A 19,935-nucleotide genomic window follows, 5' to 3' on the forward strand; every position below is an offset into this window, starting at 1 on the left:
ACCTGGTCTAACGAAACTACGGAGGACGCCGCGATGGCGGTCAGTGACACCCCGGCCCGGCCCGCCGCCACCACCAACACCACCAACGCCACACCCGCCCACGGCAGCGCACCGGCGGGCGGCAGCGCGACACCCGCTGACGGCAGCGCGGCAGCAGCGCGCGGCGGTGCGGCAGCGCGCGGCGGTGCGGCAGCGCGCGGCGGTGCGGCAGCGCGCGGCGCTGCCCGGCCGGCTCGTCGGCCGCGCGGCGAGGGGCAGTGGGCACTCGGGCACCGGGAGCCGCTCAACCCCAACGAGCGGACCAAGAAGGACGACAACCCGCTCAACGTACGGGCCCGGATCGAGAACATCTACGCGCACCGGGGCTTCGCCTCGATCGACCCGCAGGACCTGCGCGGGCGATTCCGCTGGTGGGGGCTCTACACCCAGCGCAAGGCCGGCATCGACGGCGGGCGGACCGCCGTACTCGAGCCGCACGAGCTGGAGGACGAGTACTTCATGCTCCGGGTGCGGATCGACGGCGGCCAGCTCAACCTGGAGCAGCTGCGGACGATCGCCGACATCTCGCAGACGTACGCCCGGGACACCGCCGACATCACCGACCGGCAGAACATCCAGCTGCACTGGATCCGGGTCGAGGACATGCCGGAGATCTGGCGCCGGCTGGAGGCGGTCGGCCTGCAGACCACCGAGGCGTGCGGCGACTGCCCCCGGGTGGTGCTGGGCAGCCCGGTCGCCGGGATCGCCGAGGCGGAGCTGCTCGACCCCACCCCGGCGATCGACGAGATCGTCCGGCGCTACGTCGGCGACCTGCAGTACTCCAACCTGCCGCGCAAGTTCAAGTCCTCGATCTCCTGGCTGGTCGACACGCCGTACGAGGTGAACGACATCTCCTTCCTCGGCGTCGAGCACCCGGAGCACGGCCCCGGCTTCGACCTCTGGGTCGGCGGCGGGCTGAGCACCAACCCGATGCTGGCGCAGCGGCTCGGCGTCTGGGTGCCGCTTTCCGAGGTGCCGGACGTCTGGGCCGGAGTGGTCGGGATCTTCCGGGACTACGGCTACCGTCGGCTGCGGCACCGGGCCCGGCTCAAGTTCCTGGTCGCCGACTGGGGCGTGGCGAAGTTCCGCGAGGTGCTGGAGAAGGAATACCTGGGCCGGGGCCTGCTGGACGGGCCGGCGCCGGAGCTGCCGGCCAAGCCGATCGACCACATCGGGGTGCACCGGCAGCGGGACGGGCGGCACTACGTCGGGGCCGCCCCGGTGGTGGGCCGGATCTCCGGCAGCCAGCTCGCCGAACTGGCCGACGCCGCCGCCGAGCACGGCAGCGGCCGGGTCAGCCTCACGCCGTACCAGAAACTGCTGGTCCTGGACGTGCCGGCCGAGCGGACCGACTCGCTGGTGGCGGCGCTGCGCCGGATCGGCCTGGAGGCGTTCCCCTCGGTGTGGCGGCGGGACACCATGGCCTGCACCGGCCTCGAATACTGCAAGCTCGCCATCGTCGAGACCAAGGCCCGGGGCCAGGAGCTGGTCGCCCGGCTGGAGGAGCGGCTCGCCGGGGCCGACCTCGGCGAGGGGCTGAGCATCCACCTGAACGGCTGCCCCAACGCCTGTGCCCGGACCCAGACCGCCGACATCGGGCTCAAGGGCCAGCTCGTGGTCGGGCCGGACGGGCGCCAGGTCGAGGGCTTCCAGGTGCACCTCGGCGGCGGTCTCGGGATGGCCCAGGGCCAGTCCGCCGGATTCGGCCGCAAGCTGCGCGGCCTGAAGACCACCGCCGCGGAGCTTCCCGAGTACGTCGAGCGGCTCACCCGCCGCTATCTGGACGGTCGCGCCGAGGGCGAGAGCTTCGCGAACTGGGTCGTGCGAGTCGACGAGGAGGAGCTGCGATGAGCGGTGAGACCCGAGCCGCACCGATGTACTGCCCGTACTGCGGCGAGGAGGACCTGCGGCCCAACGAGGCGTCGCACGGTGCCTGGGAGTGCCGGGCCTGTGCCCGGGTCTTCACGGTGAAGTTCACCGGCCTGCTCGCCCCCACCGCGTTCGAGTCGACAGTCCCCGCCGCGTTCGAAGGAGGGCAACCATGAGTCCGGTCGCCGCGGCCAACCTCGGGTTGGTCAAGCTCGGTCCCGTCGTGCCGGCCAGCCCGTCCCGGCGAGACCCGGAGGAGTTGCGGGCGGTGGCCGAGAAGGCCAACCGCGAACTGGAGGGCGCACCGGCCCGCGAGATCGTCCGCTGGGCGGCGGACGAGTTCGGCGAGCGGTTCTGCGTGACCAGCTCGATGGCGGACGCCGTACTCGCGCACGTCGTCTCCCGGGTGGTGCCCGGGGTGGACGTGGTCTTCCTGGACACCGGACTGCACTTCCCGGAGACCCTGCGGGTACGCGACACCGTGGCCCGTACCCTGCCGGTCAACGTGCGTACCATCCGGGCCCGGCAGACCGTCGGCCAGCAGGACGGCGAGTACGGTCCCCGGCTCTTCTCCCGGGCGCCCGACGAGTGCTGCGCGCTGCGCAAGGTGGAGCCGCTGGAGCGGGCCCTGGCCGAGTACGACGCCTGGGCGGCCGGGCTGCGCCGGGACGAGTCGCCGACCCGGGCCAACACTCCGGTGGTCGGCTTCGACGCCCGGCGCGGCAAGGTCAAAGTGAACCCGATCGCGGCGTGGACCCAGGCCGAGGTGGACGCCTACATCTCCCGGTGGACGGTGCCGGTCAACGAGTTGTTCCGGCAGGGCTACACCTCGATCGGCTGCTGGCCGTGCACCCGCCGGACCAGGGCGGGCGAGGACGCCAGGGCCGGTCGCTGGGCCATGTTCGAGAAGACCGAGTGCGGCCTGCACGTGTGACCGACGAGGTCGGAGCCGGCGGAGCCGGGGGTGGTCGGCTGGCTCCGGTGCTGTTGGTGGCGCACGGCAGCGGCGATCCCCGGGCGGCCCGGGCCACCGAGGCGCTGACCCGGGCCGTGGCGGCGGCCCGGCCGGGCCTGCCGGTCCGGGCGAGCTATCTCGACCACGGGCCGCCCCGGCCCGGCGCCGTACTGGCCGAACTGGAGGCGGCCGGGCACCGGTCGGCCGTACTGGTGCCGTTGCTGCTGACCGCCGCGTACCACGGCCGGGTCGACATTCCCGGTGCGGTGGCGGTGGCCCGGGAGGCGGGGCTGCGCATTCCGGTGCGAAGTGCCGAGGTGCTCGGTCCGACGGCGGGTGTGGTCGACCCACGGCTGCTGGCCGGGCTGCTGCGCCGGCTCGCCGAGGCCGTCGGGGCGGCCACCCCGGCAGACGGCGGCGTCGACGGGTTGGTGCTGGCCGCGGCCGGCACCCGGGACGCCGCCGCGCGGGACACCGTCGTGCAGGTGGCCGAGGCGCTCGGCCGGACGACCGGTTTACCGACCCGGGTCGGGTACGCCTCCGCAGCCCCGCCGACGGCCGGTGCGGCGGTCGGTGCACTCCGGGCGGCCGGCGCCCGGCGGGTGGCGGTGGCCACCTACTTCCTGGCTCCCGGCCGGCTCTGCGACACGGCTCTGGGATCGGCCCGGGAGGCCGGCGCGGTGGCTCTGGCCGACCCGCTGGGCGATGCGCCGGAGTTGGTGCGGCTGGTTCTCGGGCGGGTCGACGCGGCAGTCAGCGGTGACTCACGGTAGTGGTCGTCGATGCCCTGCGGCCGGGCAGGCCAGTGACACAGCGTGATAATCCGCCACCACTCTGGGTAGTCGCCGCCGAGTCGGCGTCCTCGGGCCCGCCGCCGCGAGGCGCGGGCCGGGCGGCGATGGCCGTACCCGGGTGGTGAATCGCCTTCGGAATCGCGACCGGCGGATGTGAATTCGTCCCGGCTTAGCGGGCGGCAAATTGATCAGCGGATTGTCGTCGATCCACTATCCATCGTCACGACGACAGCGGAACGCGTTCCGCGAACGACGGAACGTGTTAGGCCGGAACGCAGAACGCCCCGGGGAACGAGCCCCGGAGCGTTCTGTGCGTGGTGTGGTCGGTCAGGCGGAGTGAGCACGCAGGACCCGGAGGCCGCCACGGCGCTTGACGGCGCGCCGCTCTTCTTCGCTCATTCCGCCCCAGACGCCGGCGTCCTGACCGGATTCGAGCGCCCACTGGAGGCACTGATCGGTCACGGAGCAACGCCGGCAGACGGCCTTGGCCTGCTCGACCTGCAGGACGGCCGGACCGGACGTTCCGATCGGAAAGAACAGCTCCGGGTCTTCGTCGCGGCAGGCAGCATGGTGGCGCCAGTCCATGGCGGCAACACTCCTCAATCTGGGTGGGCGGCAGTGCTTCGTGCTTCGTGGATCTTTTCTATATGCGTCCGCGGTGCCGATCACGACGATCTGGAGCCCATCGGTTCGGCAGCGCGAGAGCAGGCTTTGTGTTGCGGAACCCCGCGGGGCGGCGGTCGTCGGACGAACGCGCCCACGCAATGTCCCGGTAACTCAAGTTCGCTTGTGAATACTTTCACGAACTCCCGCGATGTCAAGGGTAGCGCCCGGAAAAACTCTGGGCAGGTGAGACAGGTCACGGCCCATTTGTCCGGATTTCCGCCCTTGCCGGCACCCGGTGCGCCACAGCCGAGAATCAATATAGTACAGTCCGCCCGACATTGCTGGCATTTCCGGCACCGCCCTCGTGGCATGCTGTAGAGGTCCGCTACCGGGTGCTGTACCCCAGGCTCAGCAGATTACTCGCAGTGCGGCCGCCACGGAGGTGAATCGAACTTTGTTCCGCTCCCCGAGGTAGTCACCGTCCAGCTGGAACGCCTGCGGCTGCTCCGCTACCAGGGTGAACTCCTCCAGGTCGTGCAGCCGCAGGATCTGCCGGCCGCGCGGGTCGGGGCGCCGGGACAGGCTCTGGGTCACCATCCGGGTGGTGCTCGGCACCCGCAGCCGGCGCAGCGCCAGCACGTCCAGGCCCAGGTCGAACGAGGCGTCCGGGTTCGGATTGACCTCCCGGTCCCCGACGTACGTCCAGGGCGCGGTGTTCTGGATGATCACCGTGGCCAGCTCACCCTCGGTGATCTCGCCGGGTTGCTCCAGCCGGATCGCCGGGTGCCGCCGTTCCGCCCCGATCAGGAACTGGCCGACGATCGAGCGCAGGTACAGGCCCGGGGTGGAGACCCGACCACGGTGGCGGGCCCGCTCCACCCGGTGGATCACCGCCGCGTCCATGCCCAGCCCGGCGCAGAAGGTGAAGTACCTGTCGTCGGCCAGGCCCAGCCCGATGGTGCGGACCCGACCCACCCGCAGCGCCTCCAGGATCATGCTGGTCGCCTCCGGCCACTCGCGCGGCAGCCCCAGCGCCCGGGCGAAGACGTTCGTCGACCCACCCGGTACGGCGGCGAGCGCCGGCAACTCCTCGGCCGGTGGCCGGTCGTCGGCGGCACTGTTCGACGGGCCGGCGGTCATCAGGCCGTTGACCACCTCGTTGACGGTGCCGTCCCCGCCCAGCGTCACCACCAGGTCGACACCCTGCCGGGCGGCCTCCCGGGCCAGCGCGACCGCGTGTCCGCGCCGCCGGGTGTACGCGACGGTCAGGTCCACCTCGCTGCGGAGCGCGCGGACGAGAACGTCCCGGCCCCGGCCCGTCGTGGTGGTGGCCTTGGGATTGACCACCAGGATGGCCCGCATGGGCGGCACTGTACCGCGAGCCGCCCGGTATCGTGGCGCCCGTGACGAGCGACCCCGAACCGGCACCCGGCCCGCTGCGCTGGGCGGTGTGGCTGCTGCGTGCCGAAGCGGTCGGGCTGGCCCTGCTGACGCTCTTCCTGGTCTACGAGCTGATCACGGCGACCGCGACCGACCTGCTCTCCGCGCTCCTGGTCATCCTCTTCGCCGCGGGTGGCGCGGTGCTGCTCTGGGTGCTCGGCACCGCGCTCGACCGTCGCCGACCGGCGGCGCGGGCTCCGGCGATCGTGTTGCAGCTCATGCTGCTGCCGGTCGGCTACTTCATGATCCTGGGCGGGCTCGCCTGGCTGGGTGCGCCGCTGATCGCGTTAGGGCTGGTCGTCGTCGGGCTGCTGATCAGCACGGCCACCAACCGCGCGCTCGGCTTCGACACCGAACGGGCCTGACCGGCGGAGAAGCGGGCTCGACGGCCGCAGGTCCAACGGGCGCGGGTTCAGACCTCGGCGGCGCGTCGGGTCAGCAGTGTGATGGTGGCCCGGTCGCCGGTCGCGGCGGCCGAGGCGGAGGTGGTCAGCGCGGTCAGCACCTTCCAGGCGAACGACGACTCCGAGGGCAGCCGCGCTCCCCGGGCGGTGGGCACCGAGACCTCGACGGTGAGCGCGTCGTCGGTGACGGAGAACCGGCAGTCCAGCTCGGCGTCCCGGGTCGCGACCGCCAGCAGCATGGCGCACGCCTCGTCGACGGCGATGCGCAGGTCCTCGATCTCGTCGAGGGCGAAGTGCAGGCGCGCGGCGAGGCCGGCGGTCGCCGTCCGCAGTACGCCGAGGAAACCACCGTCGGCGGGCACGGTGAGCAGGACGACGTCGTCGCCGGTCGTCGGCGGTGTGCTCAGTGAAGTCACCAGGCCTGTCCCCCCGTCTCGGACTCTACCGGCCCGTCGCGCCGACGTGCCGACCGGACCACTCCGGCCGGCACGTCGCCGACGAGATCCCGCCGGGCCCGGTGGCCGGGCGGGTGGCGGAACTCACGCCTGCTTGGTCTCCCAGAAGATCTTCGCGATCTCGTCGATCTTCTGCAACAGCTCGTCGGCCTTTGACGCGTCGGTACTGGCCTTGGTGCCGCCGCCACCACCGGCGAGCTTGGTGGCCTCGTTGAAGAGCTGGTGCAGCTGCGGGTACTTCTCGAAGTGCGGGGGCTTGAAGTAGTCGGTCCAGAGCACCCACAGGTGGTGCTTGACCAGCTCGGAGCGCTGCTCCTTGATGATCAGAGCCCGGGTGCGGAACTCGGGGTCGGTGTTCGCCGCGTACTTCTCGTCGATCGCCTTGATCGACTCAGCCTCGATCCGGGCCTGCGCCGGGTCGTATACGCCGCAGGGCAGGTCGCAGTGGGCATGCGCGACGATGCGTGGTGTAAGGATGCGTGGAAGCCGCATGGGACCCTCCAAGGCACGTCTGTGATGATCCAGGATGACAGTACTCCTGCGATATGTCCCCGAAGGGACGGAGGTGAAACTGGGTGTCCAGCGGCGCCTCCGCCCGACCGCCGGCCGCCGGTGGCCGACCCGGTGCACCGGTCTTCGCCGTACTCGTGGTCGGGCCGTCGATGGTGCCGACCCTGCGGCACGGCGACGCGGTGCTGGTCCGCCGTGGAGGTCGCGCCGTCCGCGCCGGTGACCTGGTCGTCGGTGTCTTCCGTACCCGGCCGGACCTGCTGGTGGTCAAGCGCGCGGTACGCCGGTGCGACGGTGGCTGGGAGCTGCACGGCGACAACCCGCTGGCCACCGACGACTCCCGGGCGCACGGTGTGGCCGACGTAATCGGCCGGGTGGTGGCCCGCTACTGGCCCCGCCCGACGTGGTTCCACCGTCGGGCCGGATGACCCCCTGCGGGGCAACCGGATGAGCCCTGCGGGGCAACAGCGCTGTCGGGCCGCCACTATGCTCTGTAGTCCATACCCGGGTGATCCCCGCACAGCTGCCGGCGACCGCCGATCTCGCGTCCCACCGGCCGCTACCGAATTCTCTCTTCGCGATCCCGATCCCTGGAGTAACCATGTCATCCACCGCCGCCGTGGATCCGTCCGATCCCGCCTTCGAGCTGCACCGGGGCGGTAAACTGGCGGTCGCCTCGACCGTACCGTTGGGCACGCGGGAGGACCTCTCCCTGGCGTACACCCCGGGGGTCGCCCGGGTCTGCGAGGCGATCGCCGCCGACCCCGCGCTGGTGGACGAGTACACCTGGGTCCCGCACACCGTCGCGGTGGTCACCGACGGCTCGGCGGTGCTGGGGCTGGGCAACATCGGGCCGCGCGCCGCGATGCCGGTGATGGAGGGCAAGGCGGTGCTCTTCAAGCAGTTCGGCGGAGTGGACGCGGTGCCAATCTGTCTGGACACCCAGGACGTCGACGAGATCGTCTCGGTGGTGACCGCGCTGGCGCCGTCGTTCGGCGGTATCAACCTGGAGGACATCAGCGCGCCCCGGTGCTTCGAGATCGAGCGCCGGCTGGACGAGGCGCTGCCGATCCCGGTCTTCCACGACGACCAGCACGGCACCGCCGTGGTGGTGCTCGCCGCGCTGCGCAACGCCGCGACGCTGCTCAGTCGCAAGCTCGGCGACCTGCGGGTGGTGGTCAGCGGCGCGGGCGCGGCCGGCGTCGCGGTGACCAGGATGCTGATCGCCGGCGGGGTCAGCCCGGACGACCTGGTGGTCTGCGACTCCCGGGGCATCCTGCACGGCGGCCGGCCGGACCTGACACCGGTCAAGGGGGAGTTGGCCGAGCTGACCAACGCCGCCGGCCGGGTCGGCGGGATCACCGAGGCGCTGCGCGACGCCGACGTGCTGGTCGGGGTCTCCGGTGGACAGATCCCGGAGGACGCGGTCGCCGGGATGGCGCCCGGCGGGGCCGTCTTCGCCCTGGCGAACCCGACGCCCGAGGTGCATCCCGAGGTGGCCGCCCGGTATGCCGCCGTGGTCGCCACCGGCCGCAGCGACTACCCCAACCAGATCAACAACGTGCTCGCCTTCCCGGGCATCTTCCGGGGTGCCCTGGCGGCTCGGGCGACCCGGATCACCGAGGGCATGAAGGTGGCGGCGGCGGACGCGATCGCGGCGGTCGCGGTCGAGGCGGCCTGGTCGGACGGTGCACACCAGGCCGGTACGGGGAGCGGGCAGCTCCGGGTCGACGCCATCGTGCCGTCCCCGCTCGACCCCCGGGTCGCCCCGGCGGTGGCCGAAGCGGTGTCCGAGGCGGCCCGCCGCGACGGCGTGGCCCGCGCCTGACCTGCCGGCCCCGCCCGACCCGTGTCCGCCTTGCCCGAGGCGCTGGGCCGCGGGTTCGCGGGGCGACAGGGCGGAGGCCGGCGCCGGGCGGTGGTTCCGGGCCGGGTGTAACGTCCTGATCATGCGTGCCGCGTACGCCTCGAAGTTCGACGCCGACGATCCGCTTGCCGCGCTTGTCGTCGGGGAGCAGCCCGAGCCGGCCCATCCGGAGCCGGACTGGGTGACAGTGCAGGTGCGGGCCAGCTCGCTCAACCACCACGACCTGTGGTCGCTGCGCGGTGTCGGGCTGGCCGCCGACCGACTGCCGATGATCCTCGGCTGTGACGCGGCGGGTGTCGACCCGGACGGCAACGAGGTCGTGCTGTATCCGGTGATCCCGGATCCCGGCGACCCCCGTGGACTGTCGCTGCTCTCCGAACGGCATCCCGGCACGCTCGCCGAGCGGGTCGCGGTGCCCCGGGCCAACCTGGTGGCCAAGCCGTCCGAGCTCTCCTTCGCCGACGCGGCCTGCCTGCCGACGGCCTGGCTGACCGCGTACCGGATGCTCACCACCCGTGGGCGGGTGGAGACCGGGGAGTCGGTGCTGGTCCAGGGGGCGGGCGGCGGCGTGGCCACCGCCGCCGTGCTGCTCGCGGTGGCGCTCGGCAAGCGGGTGTACGCGACCAGCCGCGACCCGGGCAAGCGGGAGCGGATCGCCGCGCTGGGCGCCACGGCGGTGGAGCCGGGGGCCCGGTTGCCGGAGCGGGTGGACGTGGTGGTCGAGACCGTAGGCGCGGCGACCTTCGAGCACTCGCTGAAGTCGGCCGCCCCGGGCGCCCGGATCGTCGTCTCCGGCGCCACCGCCGGGTACGAGCCACCGGTGAACCTCCGCCGGGTCTTCGCGATGCAGCTGGAGATCCTCGGCTCGTCCATGGGCACCCCGGCGGAACTGGCCGAGCTGCTCGGACTCCTGGTGCGGCAGGGCATCCGGCCGGTGGTCGACGGGACGTACCCGTTCTCCGAGCCGCGTCCGGCGTTCGCCCGGCTGCTCTCCGGTGCGGCCTTCGGCAAGGTGGTGCTGGACCACACCGCGTAGCGCCCGGTCTCGACGCGCCGCTGGTCCGTCCGCGCATGGTCAACGGTCAGACACGCCGTGAACACGCGCGGTGACAGTATTTGAAAATCCGGACGTTCCGCCCCGCTCGAAAACGGACAGCGGGGCAGGATAAGTTCTCCACAATGCACCGGAAAGTCGGGGTAAAGCCTGACTTCAGGAAAAATAAAGGTTCAATTCTCGTCCTTTCCTTCGCGTTCTCAATCCGCTTGGGCCCGGCGGGTACAGTCGTCCCGTTCCGCCCCTGGTGATCGAGGACGATCTGTACGGCGAAGGAGTCGGATCTTGATGAGTTTCTCTGTGGCGGGTCAGCATAATCGACAGACACCGCCATCCCGTCGTGCCCCCGGGCGCGGCTGGCGTACCCCGCGATCCCTGGTGGTGGGTTCGGTGACGCTGGGGATCATTCTCGCCGGGATTGGTGTGGCGGTCGCCGGCAGTGGCGACGGTTCGATGACCATCACCCGCGACGGGACCGTGCTGGACGGCCGCAAGATCGAAGGGTACGTGCACATCAAGGCCGACGACGTCACGATCAGAAACAGCACGATCAGGTATGGCGGTGCGCACGCCGTACGCATTTTCGACGGATTCACCGGGGCGCTGGTCGAGAACACCAGGATCCAGTGCACCGAAGCAAGGACGAATGGCATCGTCTTCGGCAACTACACGGCCCGCAAGGTGCGGGTGGTCGGGTGCCGGAACGGCTTCGTGCACTCGCCCGAGGCACCCGCCACGATCGTTCTGTCGACCTGGAACGGCAAGCCGGTGGCCGCCGGGGATCTGCCGTCGGCAGGCAAGCCGACGCCCGCCCCCGACCCCGCAACGCCCACCCCGGACGGCTCGCCGGACGCCGCGGACTCGGCCGCCTCCGCGACCGTGACCAGGGCACCGACCGGCCAGGCGCCGTCGACCTTCCCCGGCCCCGACAACACCGGCGTGCCGGCCGGCACCGCGCTGCGCGCCTCCGGCTCGCTAAAGCTAACCCAGGACGGCCAGGTGGTCAGTGGCCTGAACATCACCGGCTGCGTCACCGTCACCGCGAAGAACGTCGTGCTCCGCAATTCCCGGATCACCTGCGGCGGGAACTACTCGATCCGCACCATCGACGCCGTCAACCTGGTCGTGGAAGACGTCGAGATCAACGGAATGGGAAAGAACTCGGCGGCGGTCTGTTGCGGCGAATACACGCTGCGCCGGGTCGACATCAGCAACGTCATCGACGGGCCCCGGCTCGGCAGTGACGTGGTCGTCGAGGATTCCTGGATCCACCACCTGACCCGGGGGCCGGGATCGCACAACGACACGCTCCAGACCACTGGCGCCGCCAACATCGTGATCCGGGGAAACTCGCTGGAGGCGTACAACCCGGTGACAAAGGATCCGTTCAACGCCTGTCTGATGATCGGGTCCACCACCGGACCGATCGTGTCGAATCTGGTCTTCGAGGGCAATTACTGCAACGGCGGAAACTATTCGATCGGCGTGCGACCCGACCTCAACGCCGCGAACATCCGGCTGAGTAGCAACGTCTTCGGACGCAACCACAGGTACGGCGTGATAGCCCGGCCCGACCAGGCCGGTATCCGCTGGGACCGGTCGACGAACCTCTACGCGGACAACCGGAAGCCGGTGGTGGGTTAGCTCCGCCCACCCCCACCCAGGGCGCGGTCGGTCAGGCCAGGACCGGCCGCGCCCGCCTGTCCCGGCCGGACAGGCGCGCCCGGTCCGTACCGTCTAGAACCGGTCGTCGAGGCTGGCCAGGCCACCCCGGGTGGCCTGCTCCGGCAGCCGGCGCAGGGCCCGGTCGTCGCCGTACAGGGTCCAGCGGAGGAACTCGACGGTCGTGTCGGCAACCACGTCGAGGCCCCGCTCGTCGTCGCCGAGCAGCGCGCCACGGTGGTCGCCGTCCGGCAGCGTCAGCATCGCCTTCGGCCAGGGAACCCGGTCGTACGCCGCCCGGCCGGCCTGGTACGAGACCACGTCGTCGCGCTCGCCGTGCACGAAGAGCTGCGGAGCCGGCGTACCCGTGAACCCGGTGCCGACGCCGAGCGCCGTGCCGGCGAGCACGATGCCGGCGTCCAGCCGCTCGTCCCGGCCCACGGTGAAGAGCCCGATCGTGGTCACGCCACCCGCCGAGTGCCCGGCGGCGGCCACCCGGTCGACGGCGAGCCGGCCACGCAGCGGATCACCGGCCGCGCGGTTCAGGGCCAGCACCCGGGTCAGCACGAAGGATGCGTCGGCCGGCTGGTTGACCACGTCGAGTACCTGGAGTTCCGAGGCACCCCGACTGGTGTGCGGATAGCGCGGCGCCACCACCACGAACCCGGCGGCGGCCCAGCGGGTGAGCAGGGCCTGATAGTCCGACGGCCGGCCGGTCAGACCGTGGCTGAACAACACCACCGGGAACCGTCCGACGGCGACCCGGGCGCCGCGGTCCGGCGAGCCGCCCGGCGCACCGGTGGCCGGGTACCAGACGGTGACCGGCAGCCGCCGGTCACCGCCCCGGTTGTAGCTCAGCTCCCGTACCCCGACCGCGAAGCGGCGGCTCGGTGCGACACCGGGCGGGGCCGGGCTGGCCGGGGCGGTGGCGCCCGGAGTGGCTCCTGCCGGCGGCCCGGCCCGGCGGCCGGGAGCCGGACGGTCCGACCCGGCGGAGCAGCCGGCCAGGCCCGCGGCCATGATCGTCGTGGCGGTCGCGGCGGCGAGCGCGGCCCGGAGGGGACGTCGGAACATGACCCCGATTCTGCCCCGCCCACCGACCTGTCGACCCGTTCCGCACCCCCACCGGGGCGACCAGCTCACGGTGCGTGCTGCCGGCCAGCTCACGGTGTGTGGAGCGGTCGGCTCACGGTGCGTGGAGCGGTCGGCTCACGGTGCGCGCAGGAGATCGGCTCACGGTGCGTGCAGGCGGTCGGCTCACGGTGCGTGCAGGCGGTCGGCTCACGGTGCGTGCAGGCGGTCGGTGAAGATGGTGATCCCGGGGGCGGCGGCGCCGGTGGGGAGGTCGCGCCGGGCACGAGGATCGCCGTAGAGCGTCCAGCGCAGGAACTCCGTCGTCGCGGTCAGCACCTGGGTGAAGCCGCGCCGGCCCGGGATCAGGTACTCGCCGTGCCCCTGGCCGCGTACGGTGAGGAACGCCTTGGGCCAGGGCACCCGGCGGAAGGCGTCCCGACTCCGGGTCACCGGTACGACCCGGTCCGAGTCGCCGTGCACGAAGAGCAGCGGTGCCGCCGGCCCGCCGAAGCTGGCCCCGGGCATCCCGGCACCACCGAGCACGATGCCGCCGCGCAGCCACTCCGAGTGGCCCGGGGCGAAAAGACCGGCCGTGGTGTAGCCGCCGGCGGAGTGCCCCACCGCACCGATCCGGGTCACCGCCAGACGCCCGGCGAACCGGTCCCCGGCGACCTGGTCGAGCCGGCGCAGATGCTGGACCACCCGCCAGGCGTCACCCGGTTGGCGGCGGATGTCGCCCCGGTCGAACCGGCGGGCCGCGCGCCTGGTGTGCGGATAGGCCGGTGCGGCGACGACGAAACCGGCGGCGGCCCACCGGGAGGTCAGCGGGGCGTGCAACTCGGGCAGACTGTGCAGGCCGTGGCTGAACAGGACGATCGGGAACCTGCCGGCCGCGACCGGGGCGTCCCGGCGCGGGATGGCTGCCGGGTCGCGGGTGCCGTCGTCCCTGGCTCTGTCGTCCCTCGCTCTGTCGTCCCTGGCCGGATACCAGACCGTGACCGGGAGCGGGCGGGCGGTGCCGCGACCGAGATCGAGCGTACGCACGCCGACCGCGTACGTCCGATTCGGGGCCGACCCGGGCGGTGCCGCGGGAGCCGGAGCGGCGACCACCCACCCGCTGACGGTGAGCGCGATCGGCAGCAGCAGGGCGAAGAGCCCCGCGACCAAGCGGTTCACGCGCACAGCGTCGACGCTAGATGGTGGAACGCCGTACGAGGCCAGCTTTCCAGCCCCCGTACGGCGTCCACCCGGACGGTTTGTCCCGCCGTCCGCCCCCGATTCGGGTTGCCAGGCAACCCGTCCCCCCGAAAGATCGTCTCAGCGTCCCGGCCCGGCCCCGACCGGCTCGATGCCAATGGGATCGGTGCCAACGGGCTCGGTTGGCGGCAGTGCGTTCGGGGGCTCCTCGGACGAGAGCCGGGGCAGCCAGCCCAGCCACCTCGGCAGGTACCAGTTCCGCTCGCCGAGCAGCACCATCACCGCGGGCAGCAGCACCGCCCGGACCACCGTCGCGTCGATGAGCACCGCGACCGCCAGACCGAAGCCGAGTTCCTTCATCGAGACCAGGGTCCCGGTGGTGAAGAGGGCGAAGACCGCGACCATCACCACGGCGGCGCTGGTGATCACCCCGGCGGTACCCCGGATGCCCCGGGAGACCGCGAGCCTGCTCGGCCAGCCCCGCTCGTGCCCCTCGCGGATCCGGCTCAGCACGAACACGTGGTAGTCCATCGACAACCCGAACAGGATCACGAAGAGGAACAGCGGTACCCAGTTGGTGATCGCGCCGACCGACTCGAAGCCGAGCAGCGCCTCGCCCCAACCGTGCTGGAAGACCAGCACCAGCAGCCCGTACGCGGCGGCCACCGAGAGCAGGTTCAGCACGATCGCGGTCGCCGCCACCACCACGGAGCGGAACGAGACGAGCATCAGCAGGAACGCCAGCCCCAGCACGAACCCGAAGACCAGCGGCACGCTGCGGCCCAACGCCGCGTTGAAGTCGACCGAGTCGGCGGCCAGGCCGGTCACCAGTACCTCCGCGCCGTCGACGCCCTGCACGGTGCGTGGCACGACCTGCTCGCGCAGGGTGCGTACCGCCTGCTCGGAGGCGGCGTCGACGCCGGAGCCGGCGAGTCCCACCTTGACCACCGCGACCGTCCGGTCCGGGTTGACCTCGACCGAGACCGGCTCGTGCAGCTGCCCGGTGGCCAGCGCCCGGTTCTTCAGCTCGGCGATCGCGGCGGTCAGCGCCGGAGTCGTCACGTCGTCCGCCCGGATCGCCACCACCGCCGGCTCGGCGCCGCCGGGGAAGGCGGCCTTGACCCGGAGAAACGCGCTCAGCGCCGGGGCCGGGTTCCGCAGCGCGGTGACGTCCTCCTCGGCGGTCCGCATGCCGAGCAGCGGCACCGCCAGGAGCAGCAGGGCGGCGGCGGCCAGCGTGGCGGAGACCCCGGGCCGGCGCAGCACCACCCGCATCGTCGCCCGCCAGAACCGACCGCTCGACTGCCGGCGGTAGATCCCGGGTACCCGACCGAGGTCGATCCGGTCGCCGAGCTTGCTCAGCACCGCCGGCAGTACGGTCAGCGACCCGACGGCGGCGGTGGCGACCACCAGGATGGTGCCGGTGGCCAGGCTGACGAACGTGGTGTCCTGGGTCAGGAACATCCCGGACATCGCGATGATCACGGTCAGCGCGGAGATCAGCACCGACCGGCCGGAGGTGGCGGCGGCGATCGCCAGCGCCCGCTCGGCACTGGCGCCCCGGGCCCGCTCCTCCCGCTCGCGGCGAAGGTAGAAGAGGCAGTAGTCGACACCGACCGCGAGCCCCATCAACAGCATCAGGTGCATCGTGGTGTCGACCGCCGGCGCGATCCGGCTGGCCACGGCGAGCAGCCCGAGCGAACCGAGGAACGCGGTCAGGGCCAACCCCATCGGCAGTACGGCGGCGAGCAGCGCCCCGAACGCGATGACCAGGATGCCGAGCGTCACCGGGATGGAGAGCATCGACAGCCGGTGCATGTCGGCGTCCAGCGTCCGGCCGATCGCCTCGCCGATGCTGGCCCCGCCGGTCTGCGCCACGTACAGCTCGGGATGCGCGCGCTGCACGGCGGCGACCGCGTCGCGTACCGGCCCGACCCGGTCGGCGGCGTCCTCGGCCGGACCGGTCAGCTCGAAGGTGACGAGTACGGCGTGCCGGTCGCCGGAGACCGCGTCGGAGCGTACGTCCAGCACCAGGCCGGTGCGTTCGACGGCGGCGGTGGTGCCGGCGACGGCGGCCCGGAAGGCGGGGTCGTCCGCGACCAGGGTGTCGCTCTGCACCAGTACCATCTCGGCGGCCCGGTCCGGGAAGCCGGCAGCGGCGATGATCTCGTCAGCCCGGCGCGAGTCGCCGTGCCCCGACTCGCTGCTCTTCGCCTCGACCGTCCCGACGACGGCGCTGAGCGCGGTCGCCGCGACCACGAACAACAGCCAGCCGAGTACGGCGGCCCGCCGGTGCCGGGCGCTCCAGCCGGCGATCCGCCCGGCCAGATTGCTCTGCCGGGAGTCGGCGGCCGGGCCACTGTCCCCGGCGAGGTTCGGGCCGCCCTCGCGGGAGGGCGCGGGGCCGGTGCCCGGTGGCGGCAGAGTCGTCGGCGTCGTCATGCCCCGACGCTATGAGCCGGAGCGAGCGGGATCGATCCGGCGGGCACCCTGGTCAGGGGTAGGGACTACGGAACGACGCCGGTAGGGCAGGCCCGACCGTGCGCCGGTTCGCTATCGTGCTCGGCATGGTTGATCAGCACCCTGACCCGAGCGGCAACACCGAGGCGTTCCGGGCGTTCGCCCAGTCCCCGGAGGCAGCCGCCGCCGAACCGCCGTCCCGACTGCCGCTCATCATCGGGATCGCGCTCGCCGTCGTCGTGGTGGTCGCACTGGTCGGCTGGCTCGCCCTCCGCTGACAGGCTCGATACCGGCGTGCGCGGTCACGCTTCCGTGTCGTCGACGGTGTCCGGCGTCCGCCGCAGCAGGCAGATCCGGCTGCCGTCCGGGACGGGGATCGCGTGCACCGGGCGGTATCCGAGGTTCCGGTAGAACTCCCGGGCGACGGTCGTGGCCGCGTCCGCGTCCGCGTACGTCGTGATCCCGGCCCGGTCGAGCTTGGCCAGATGCTGCCGCACCAGCCACCGACCCCGGCCGTCCTTCCGGAAGCCGGACGCCACCGCGACGAACGCCAACTGTTCGTGCCCCTCGCCGGGCCGGGTTCCGTCGAGCAGCTTGTCCAGCAGCATGAACCGGGACAGGTTGCCGCCCGCGACGTCGGCCAGCCGCGACCAGTAGTCCAGCGGCGGCGGCATAGGACGGTAGCGGTCGAACCAGACGGTCGCGGCGGTGCCGTCGGCGAGCATGCCGACCGTGCCGTAGAACGTGGCGTGTTCGATGTGGATGCGGGCAACCTCGCCGAGGATCATCCGCCGCTGGAGCCGGTTCGGGACCAGCCAGCCGGCCTGGTCGAACTCGCACCATGCCTCGGCGACCAGCCGGGCGACCCGGCGGACGTCGTCGTCCGACTCGACCGGCACGATCCTCGGTAGCTGACGCATCGGGCACTCCCTGGGCTCAGGACACACGGGTGGACGAGCGTGGCGGTAGTCGGGTGCAATCGAAATCGACAGGCGGACGTTCTGGTGGGGCGCACGCCTGTGGGACGTACGCCCCACCGTTCACCTACCGGCACGGAGCCCTCGTCACGTGACGGCAGGGAGCCGATCCGGTTGGCACCGGCGGCGAGGCTGAGGCGCTGACGGAGGTTTTCTGCCGGCGCGACCTCGGACGACAATGCGAAGCGTGCAGATCACTGGCCGTGACAGCCACTCATGGAGGAATATGAGTCACCCGGCTATACCTGGATGTATATCGATCAATTCGGGGAGGGGCATAGTGGAAGCGCAAGAGTCCAGCACCACTCCGAGCCAGGAGGTGCTACCAGACCGGTGACACCTGCGGTGCCCGCGATGTTCCTGCACTTCACGGGCGTACTTCAGTGATCAGGGCGCCGGTGGAGATGCTCGACCGGGCCGAGATCAGACGTGCGCTCCGCTCCGGTGACTGGTCGACCGTGCTTCAGGTCCTCGTCCGGGAGACGGGAGCATCGCAGACCGACATCGCGGTAGCGGTCGGCATCTCGCAGCCGCACGTATCGCGGCTGCTGAACGGCCAGAGCAAGGAGCCGGGCATCCGTACGGTGCGGGCATTATGCGACGGCTTGGGCATACCGAGGCCGCTCGCCGGCTTGCTTGATGACCAGGAGGACGACACGAACCGCCGCCAGTTTCTAGCGGGCACCGCAGGTGCTTCGGGGATCGCGCTCGTCGGCACCGTCGCGGGTGCCGTTCCCGTCGAATCTCAAGACGAGGAACGGTTACTGACGATTCCGTCTGCCACGTACCGCCGGCTCGAACAGCGGCTTCCCTCGCGGAGCCTGATCGCGCCGGTCAGCGCACACCTTGCGCTGATCCGCCAACTTGCCGCGCGTAATGGGCACTCGCCAGCACATGTCCGCCGGTTGTTCGCAGTACTCAGCGAAACCGCCGGACTCGCGGCGTGGCTGTACGTGGACGTGGAGGATCGGGCGAGCGCCCGGCGCCACTACCAACTCGCCGTGCGGGCGGCCGAGCGCTCAGGGCATCCGCTCCTACCGGCGTACATGCAGGCGAGTATGGGGCAGTTCGCCGCCAACTGTGGAGATGCGGCGCAGAGCGTACGACTGGTCGCGAGTGCGCGGCACCGGCTCCCCAGGTCGGCGCCCGTCATCGCTGGCATCTGGATGGACGCAATCGAGGCGCTGGCCTTGGCACAGGCGCGAGACCGGAACGCACTTAACAAGTTGGACAACGCGGAGGCCCGACTTGCTCGCGCAGCTACCGACGAACCCGTGTGGCCGTGGATCTTCCGCTTCGACGAACGGAAGCTGGCCGGATTTCGGGCGCAGGCCGCCGGATCTCTGGGGCAAGTGGATGTCGCCGAAAAGGCGCTGCGCATCGCAAGTGACCCCGCTCAGGCGCCGAAACCGCGCGCGGTGATGGATCTGCTGCGAGCCGACGTGCTTGCCCAGTCGGGCAACCTGGACGAGGCGTGCCGGGTTGCCGCCGAGGCGTTCGACGTGGGGAAGACCTACGACTCGGAGCGCGTCACGCGTGCCGTAGCAGACTTCCGGAACAGGCTTGGCAAACGCTCGGGTCGGGCAGTGGCCGCCCTTGACGAACGCTTGTACTCCAGCTATCGGGAGGACCTTTGACGCGAGTAGCCGTAAGTGGTCATCGAGGACTGTCCCCTCACGTCGCGGAGCTGGTGGCCGACGGGATCAACGGCTTGTTGACCCAGCTCGCGTCTGGCGGTCCACCGTTGATCGGGGTGTCCTGCCTAGCCGACGGCGCGGACCAGATATTCGCCCGTGCCGTTTTGGACAGAGGTGGAAGCCTCGAAGCGGTGGTGCCTGCCGACGAATACCGCGACGGCCTTCCCGAGAACGCACGGGCCGAGTACGACGAACTGTTCGCTCGCGCGGTTGTCGTACAAAGATGTGCGCATCGAGCATCGACGGCCGAGGCTCACATGGACGCGAGCCGACTCATGGTGGACGGTGCCGATCATCTCATCGCGGTGTGGGATGGCGAACCGGCCCGTGCGTACGGCGGAACCGCAGACGTCGTGCAGTATGCGCGAGAAAAGGGCGTTCCTGTTTCCGTGGTCTGGCCGGCCGGTGCCCACCGTGACTGAAGAAGCCGCCTCACTCGAACCCGAGCCGGGCACCGACGCGTACGTCACCGAGGCCGTCCGCCGACAGTTGGCTCGCGAAGACATCCGGCGGAAACTCGCCGACGCCGACCGGCACTGGACCCCGCAGCGACGGCAGGAACTCCGCGTACGGCTCGGCCTCACCGATCCCCGCGTTGCCTGACCTCACGCCGTCAGAGGTCGTCCTCGTCGTCGAGTCGGGCCAGCCAGGTGGCGAACCGCTCGACCGGCGTCTCGAAATCCGGGTTCAGGTCGACGAAGTCGCGCAGCCGGGCGCCCAGCCACTCCAGGGTGACCGTCTCGGTGCCCCGGCGCTCGACGAGTTCCTCGATTCCTCGATCGGTGAAGTACACGGCGTCCTCTCTCGACGGCGATGAGTCGGCGACGAAAGGAAGGGCCCCTTCATATCGCTTTCTGTATATGAAGGGGCCCTTC

The 19,935-nt window shown here is 71.4% G+C and carries 22 protein-coding genes; 13 read left to right on the top strand and 9 right to left on the bottom strand.

Translation table 11 applies throughout. The annotated features are described in order from the left end of the window. Positions 1-33 precede the first annotated feature (33 nt). From ACN28A_RS19745 to ACN28A_RS19760, 4 genes are read left to right on the top strand one after another with little or no spacing between them, the layout of a single operon-like run. Complete coding sequence (locus ACN28A_RS19745) at positions 34-1,890, top strand: nitrite/sulfite reductase (RefSeq protein ID WP_421396985.1); 1,857 nt, start codon at positions 34-36, stop codon at positions 1,888-1,890. Further along, positions 1,887-2,084 (top strand): hypothetical protein, encoded by a 198-nt coding sequence (locus tag ACN28A_RS19750; RefSeq protein ID WP_278066525.1) that lies wholly within the window; start codon positions 1,887-1,889, stop codon positions 2,082-2,084. Before ACN28A_RS19745 ends, ACN28A_RS19750 begins: the two co-directional genes overlap by 4 nt. After that, positions 2,081-2,842: a phosphoadenylyl-sulfate reductase gene (locus ACN28A_RS19755; RefSeq protein WP_421396986.1), complete on the top strand. Its 762-nt coding sequence runs from the start codon at positions 2,081-2,083 to the stop codon at positions 2,840-2,842. The genes ACN28A_RS19750 and ACN28A_RS19755 overlap by 4 nt, the downstream gene beginning before the upstream one ends. Then, on the top strand, positions 2,824-3,636 hold the full coding sequence (locus ACN28A_RS19760; protein ID WP_421396987.1) for a sirohydrochlorin chelatase: 813 nt from the start codon (positions 2,824-2,826) through the stop codon (positions 3,634-3,636). Before ACN28A_RS19755 ends, ACN28A_RS19760 begins: the two co-directional genes overlap by 19 nt. 348 nt (positions 3,637-3,984) lie before the next feature. On the opposite strand, the gene ACN28A_RS19765 is transcribed toward ACN28A_RS19760, so the two are convergent. Beyond that, positions 3,985-4,242, bottom strand: coding sequence for a WhiB family transcriptional regulator (locus ACN28A_RS19765; RefSeq protein WP_278058625.1), 258 nt, complete (start codon positions 4,240-4,242; stop codon positions 3,985-3,987). Positions 4,243-4,671: 429 nt separating this feature from the next. Next, entirely contained in the window at positions 4,672-5,625 is a 954-nt protein-coding gene (locus tag ACN28A_RS19770) for a diacylglycerol/lipid kinase family protein (protein WP_421396988.1), read from the bottom strand. A 41-nt stretch (positions 5,626-5,666) separates the two neighbouring features. On the opposite strand from ACN28A_RS19770, the gene ACN28A_RS19775 reads away from it, so the two are divergent. After that, entirely contained in the window at positions 5,667-6,068 is a 402-nt protein-coding gene (locus tag ACN28A_RS19775) for a hypothetical protein (RefSeq protein WP_421396989.1), read from the top strand. Between the two features lie 47 nt (positions 6,069-6,115). Here the strand turns inward: ACN28A_RS19775 and ACN28A_RS19780 are convergent, their stop codons facing one another. Together ACN28A_RS19780 and sodN are read right to left on the bottom strand one after the other, a co-directional pair. Then, positions 6,116-6,523, bottom strand: coding sequence for an anti-sigma regulatory factor (locus ACN28A_RS19780; protein ID WP_421396990.1), 408 nt, complete (start codon positions 6,521-6,523; stop codon positions 6,116-6,118). 123 nt (positions 6,524-6,646) lie between these two features. After that, positions 6,647-7,054, bottom strand: a complete 408-nt coding sequence (gene sodN, locus ACN28A_RS19785; RefSeq protein WP_421396991.1) for a superoxide dismutase, Ni — start codon at positions 7,052-7,054, stop codon at positions 6,647-6,649. Positions 7,055-7,137: 83 nt separating this feature from the next. Here sodN and ACN28A_RS19790 point away from each other — a divergent pair, with 83 nt between their 5' ends. The 4 genes from ACN28A_RS19790 to ACN28A_RS19805 all read left to right on the top strand — a co-directional run bounded on the left by ACN28A_RS19790 (position 7,138) and on the right by ACN28A_RS19805 (position 11,637). Next, the gene (locus ACN28A_RS19790) at positions 7,138-7,500 is read left to right on the top strand and encodes a S24 family peptidase (protein ID WP_421396992.1); all 363 of its coding nucleotides are present in this window, start codon (positions 7,138-7,140) and stop codon (positions 7,498-7,500) included. Positions 7,501-7,673: 173 nt separating this feature from the next. Beyond that, positions 7,674-8,900 (top strand): NAD(P)-dependent malic enzyme, encoded by a 1,227-nt coding sequence (locus tag ACN28A_RS19795; protein WP_421396993.1) that lies wholly within the window; start codon positions 7,674-7,676, stop codon positions 8,898-8,900. A 121-nt stretch (positions 8,901-9,021) separates the two neighbouring features. Continuing rightward, complete coding sequence (locus ACN28A_RS19800; RefSeq protein ID WP_421396994.1) at positions 9,022-9,975, top strand: zinc-binding dehydrogenase; 954 nt, start codon at positions 9,022-9,024, stop codon at positions 9,973-9,975. 306 nt (positions 9,976-10,281) lie between these two features. Continuing rightward, positions 10,282-11,637 (top strand): hypothetical protein, encoded by a 1,356-nt coding sequence (locus ACN28A_RS19805; RefSeq protein ID WP_421396995.1) that lies wholly within the window; start codon positions 10,282-10,284, stop codon positions 11,635-11,637. A gap of 93 nt (positions 11,638-11,730) precedes the next feature. Here the strand turns inward: ACN28A_RS19805 and ACN28A_RS19810 are convergent, their stop codons facing one another. From ACN28A_RS19810 to ACN28A_RS19820, 3 genes are all read right to left on the bottom strand, one after another. Next, positions 11,731-12,729 carry an alpha/beta hydrolase family protein gene (locus ACN28A_RS19810; RefSeq protein ID WP_421396996.1) on the bottom strand — a complete coding sequence of 333 codons (999 nt, stop codon included), beginning with the start codon at positions 12,727-12,729 and terminating at the stop codon, positions 11,731-11,733. Between the two features lie 207 nt (positions 12,730-12,936). Beyond that, positions 12,937-13,911, bottom strand: a complete 975-nt coding sequence (locus tag ACN28A_RS19815; RefSeq protein WP_421396997.1) for an alpha/beta hydrolase family protein — start codon at positions 13,909-13,911, stop codon at positions 12,937-12,939. Between the two features lie 135 nt (positions 13,912-14,046). Beyond that, on the bottom strand, positions 14,047-16,368 hold the full coding sequence (locus tag ACN28A_RS19820) for an MMPL family transporter (protein ID WP_421396998.1): 2,322 nt from the start codon (positions 16,366-16,368) through the stop codon (positions 14,047-14,049). Between the two features lie 125 nt (positions 16,369-16,493). Between ACN28A_RS19820 and ACN28A_RS19825 the strand changes: the two genes are divergently transcribed. Beyond that, positions 16,494-16,664, top strand: a complete 171-nt coding sequence (locus ACN28A_RS19825) for a hypothetical protein (RefSeq protein ID WP_421396999.1) — start codon at positions 16,494-16,496, stop codon at positions 16,662-16,664. 24 nt (positions 16,665-16,688) lie between these two features. On the opposite strand, the gene ACN28A_RS19830 is transcribed toward ACN28A_RS19825, so the two are convergent. Beyond that, positions 16,689-17,306 carry a GNAT family N-acetyltransferase gene (locus tag ACN28A_RS19830; RefSeq protein WP_421397000.1) on the bottom strand — a complete coding sequence of 206 codons (618 nt, stop codon included), beginning with the start codon at positions 17,304-17,306 and terminating at the stop codon, positions 16,689-16,691. Between the two features lie 461 nt (positions 17,307-17,767). On the opposite strand from ACN28A_RS19830, the gene ACN28A_RS19835 reads away from it, so the two are divergent. From ACN28A_RS19835 to ACN28A_RS19845, 3 genes are read left to right on the top strand one after another with little or no spacing between them, the layout of a single operon-like run. Beyond that, complete coding sequence (locus tag ACN28A_RS19835) at positions 17,768-19,000, top strand: helix-turn-helix domain-containing protein (RefSeq protein ID WP_421404521.1); 1,233 nt, start codon at positions 17,768-17,770, stop codon at positions 18,998-19,000. A 53-nt stretch (positions 19,001-19,053) separates the two neighbouring features. Then, positions 19,054-19,482: a hypothetical protein gene (locus ACN28A_RS19840; RefSeq protein ID WP_421397001.1), complete on the top strand. Its 429-nt coding sequence runs from the start codon at positions 19,054-19,056 to the stop codon at positions 19,480-19,482. Next, complete coding sequence (locus ACN28A_RS19845; protein WP_421397002.1) at positions 19,475-19,663, top strand: hypothetical protein; 189 nt, start codon at positions 19,475-19,477, stop codon at positions 19,661-19,663. The genes ACN28A_RS19840 and ACN28A_RS19845 overlap by 8 nt, the downstream gene beginning before the upstream one ends. Positions 19,664-19,673: 10 nt before the next feature. Here the strand turns inward: ACN28A_RS19845 and ACN28A_RS19850 are convergent, their stop codons facing one another. Next, positions 19,674-19,853 (bottom strand): DUF6104 family protein, encoded by a 180-nt coding sequence (locus ACN28A_RS19850; RefSeq protein WP_203859024.1) that lies wholly within the window; start codon positions 19,851-19,853, stop codon positions 19,674-19,676. Positions 19,854-19,935: the final 82 nt, after the last annotated feature.

Origin of the sequence: Plantactinospora sp. WMMB782 (genome assembly GCF_049179135.1) — a bacterium.
Classification (GTDB): Bacteria; Actinomycetota; Actinomycetes; order Mycobacteriales; family Micromonosporaceae; genus Plantactinospora.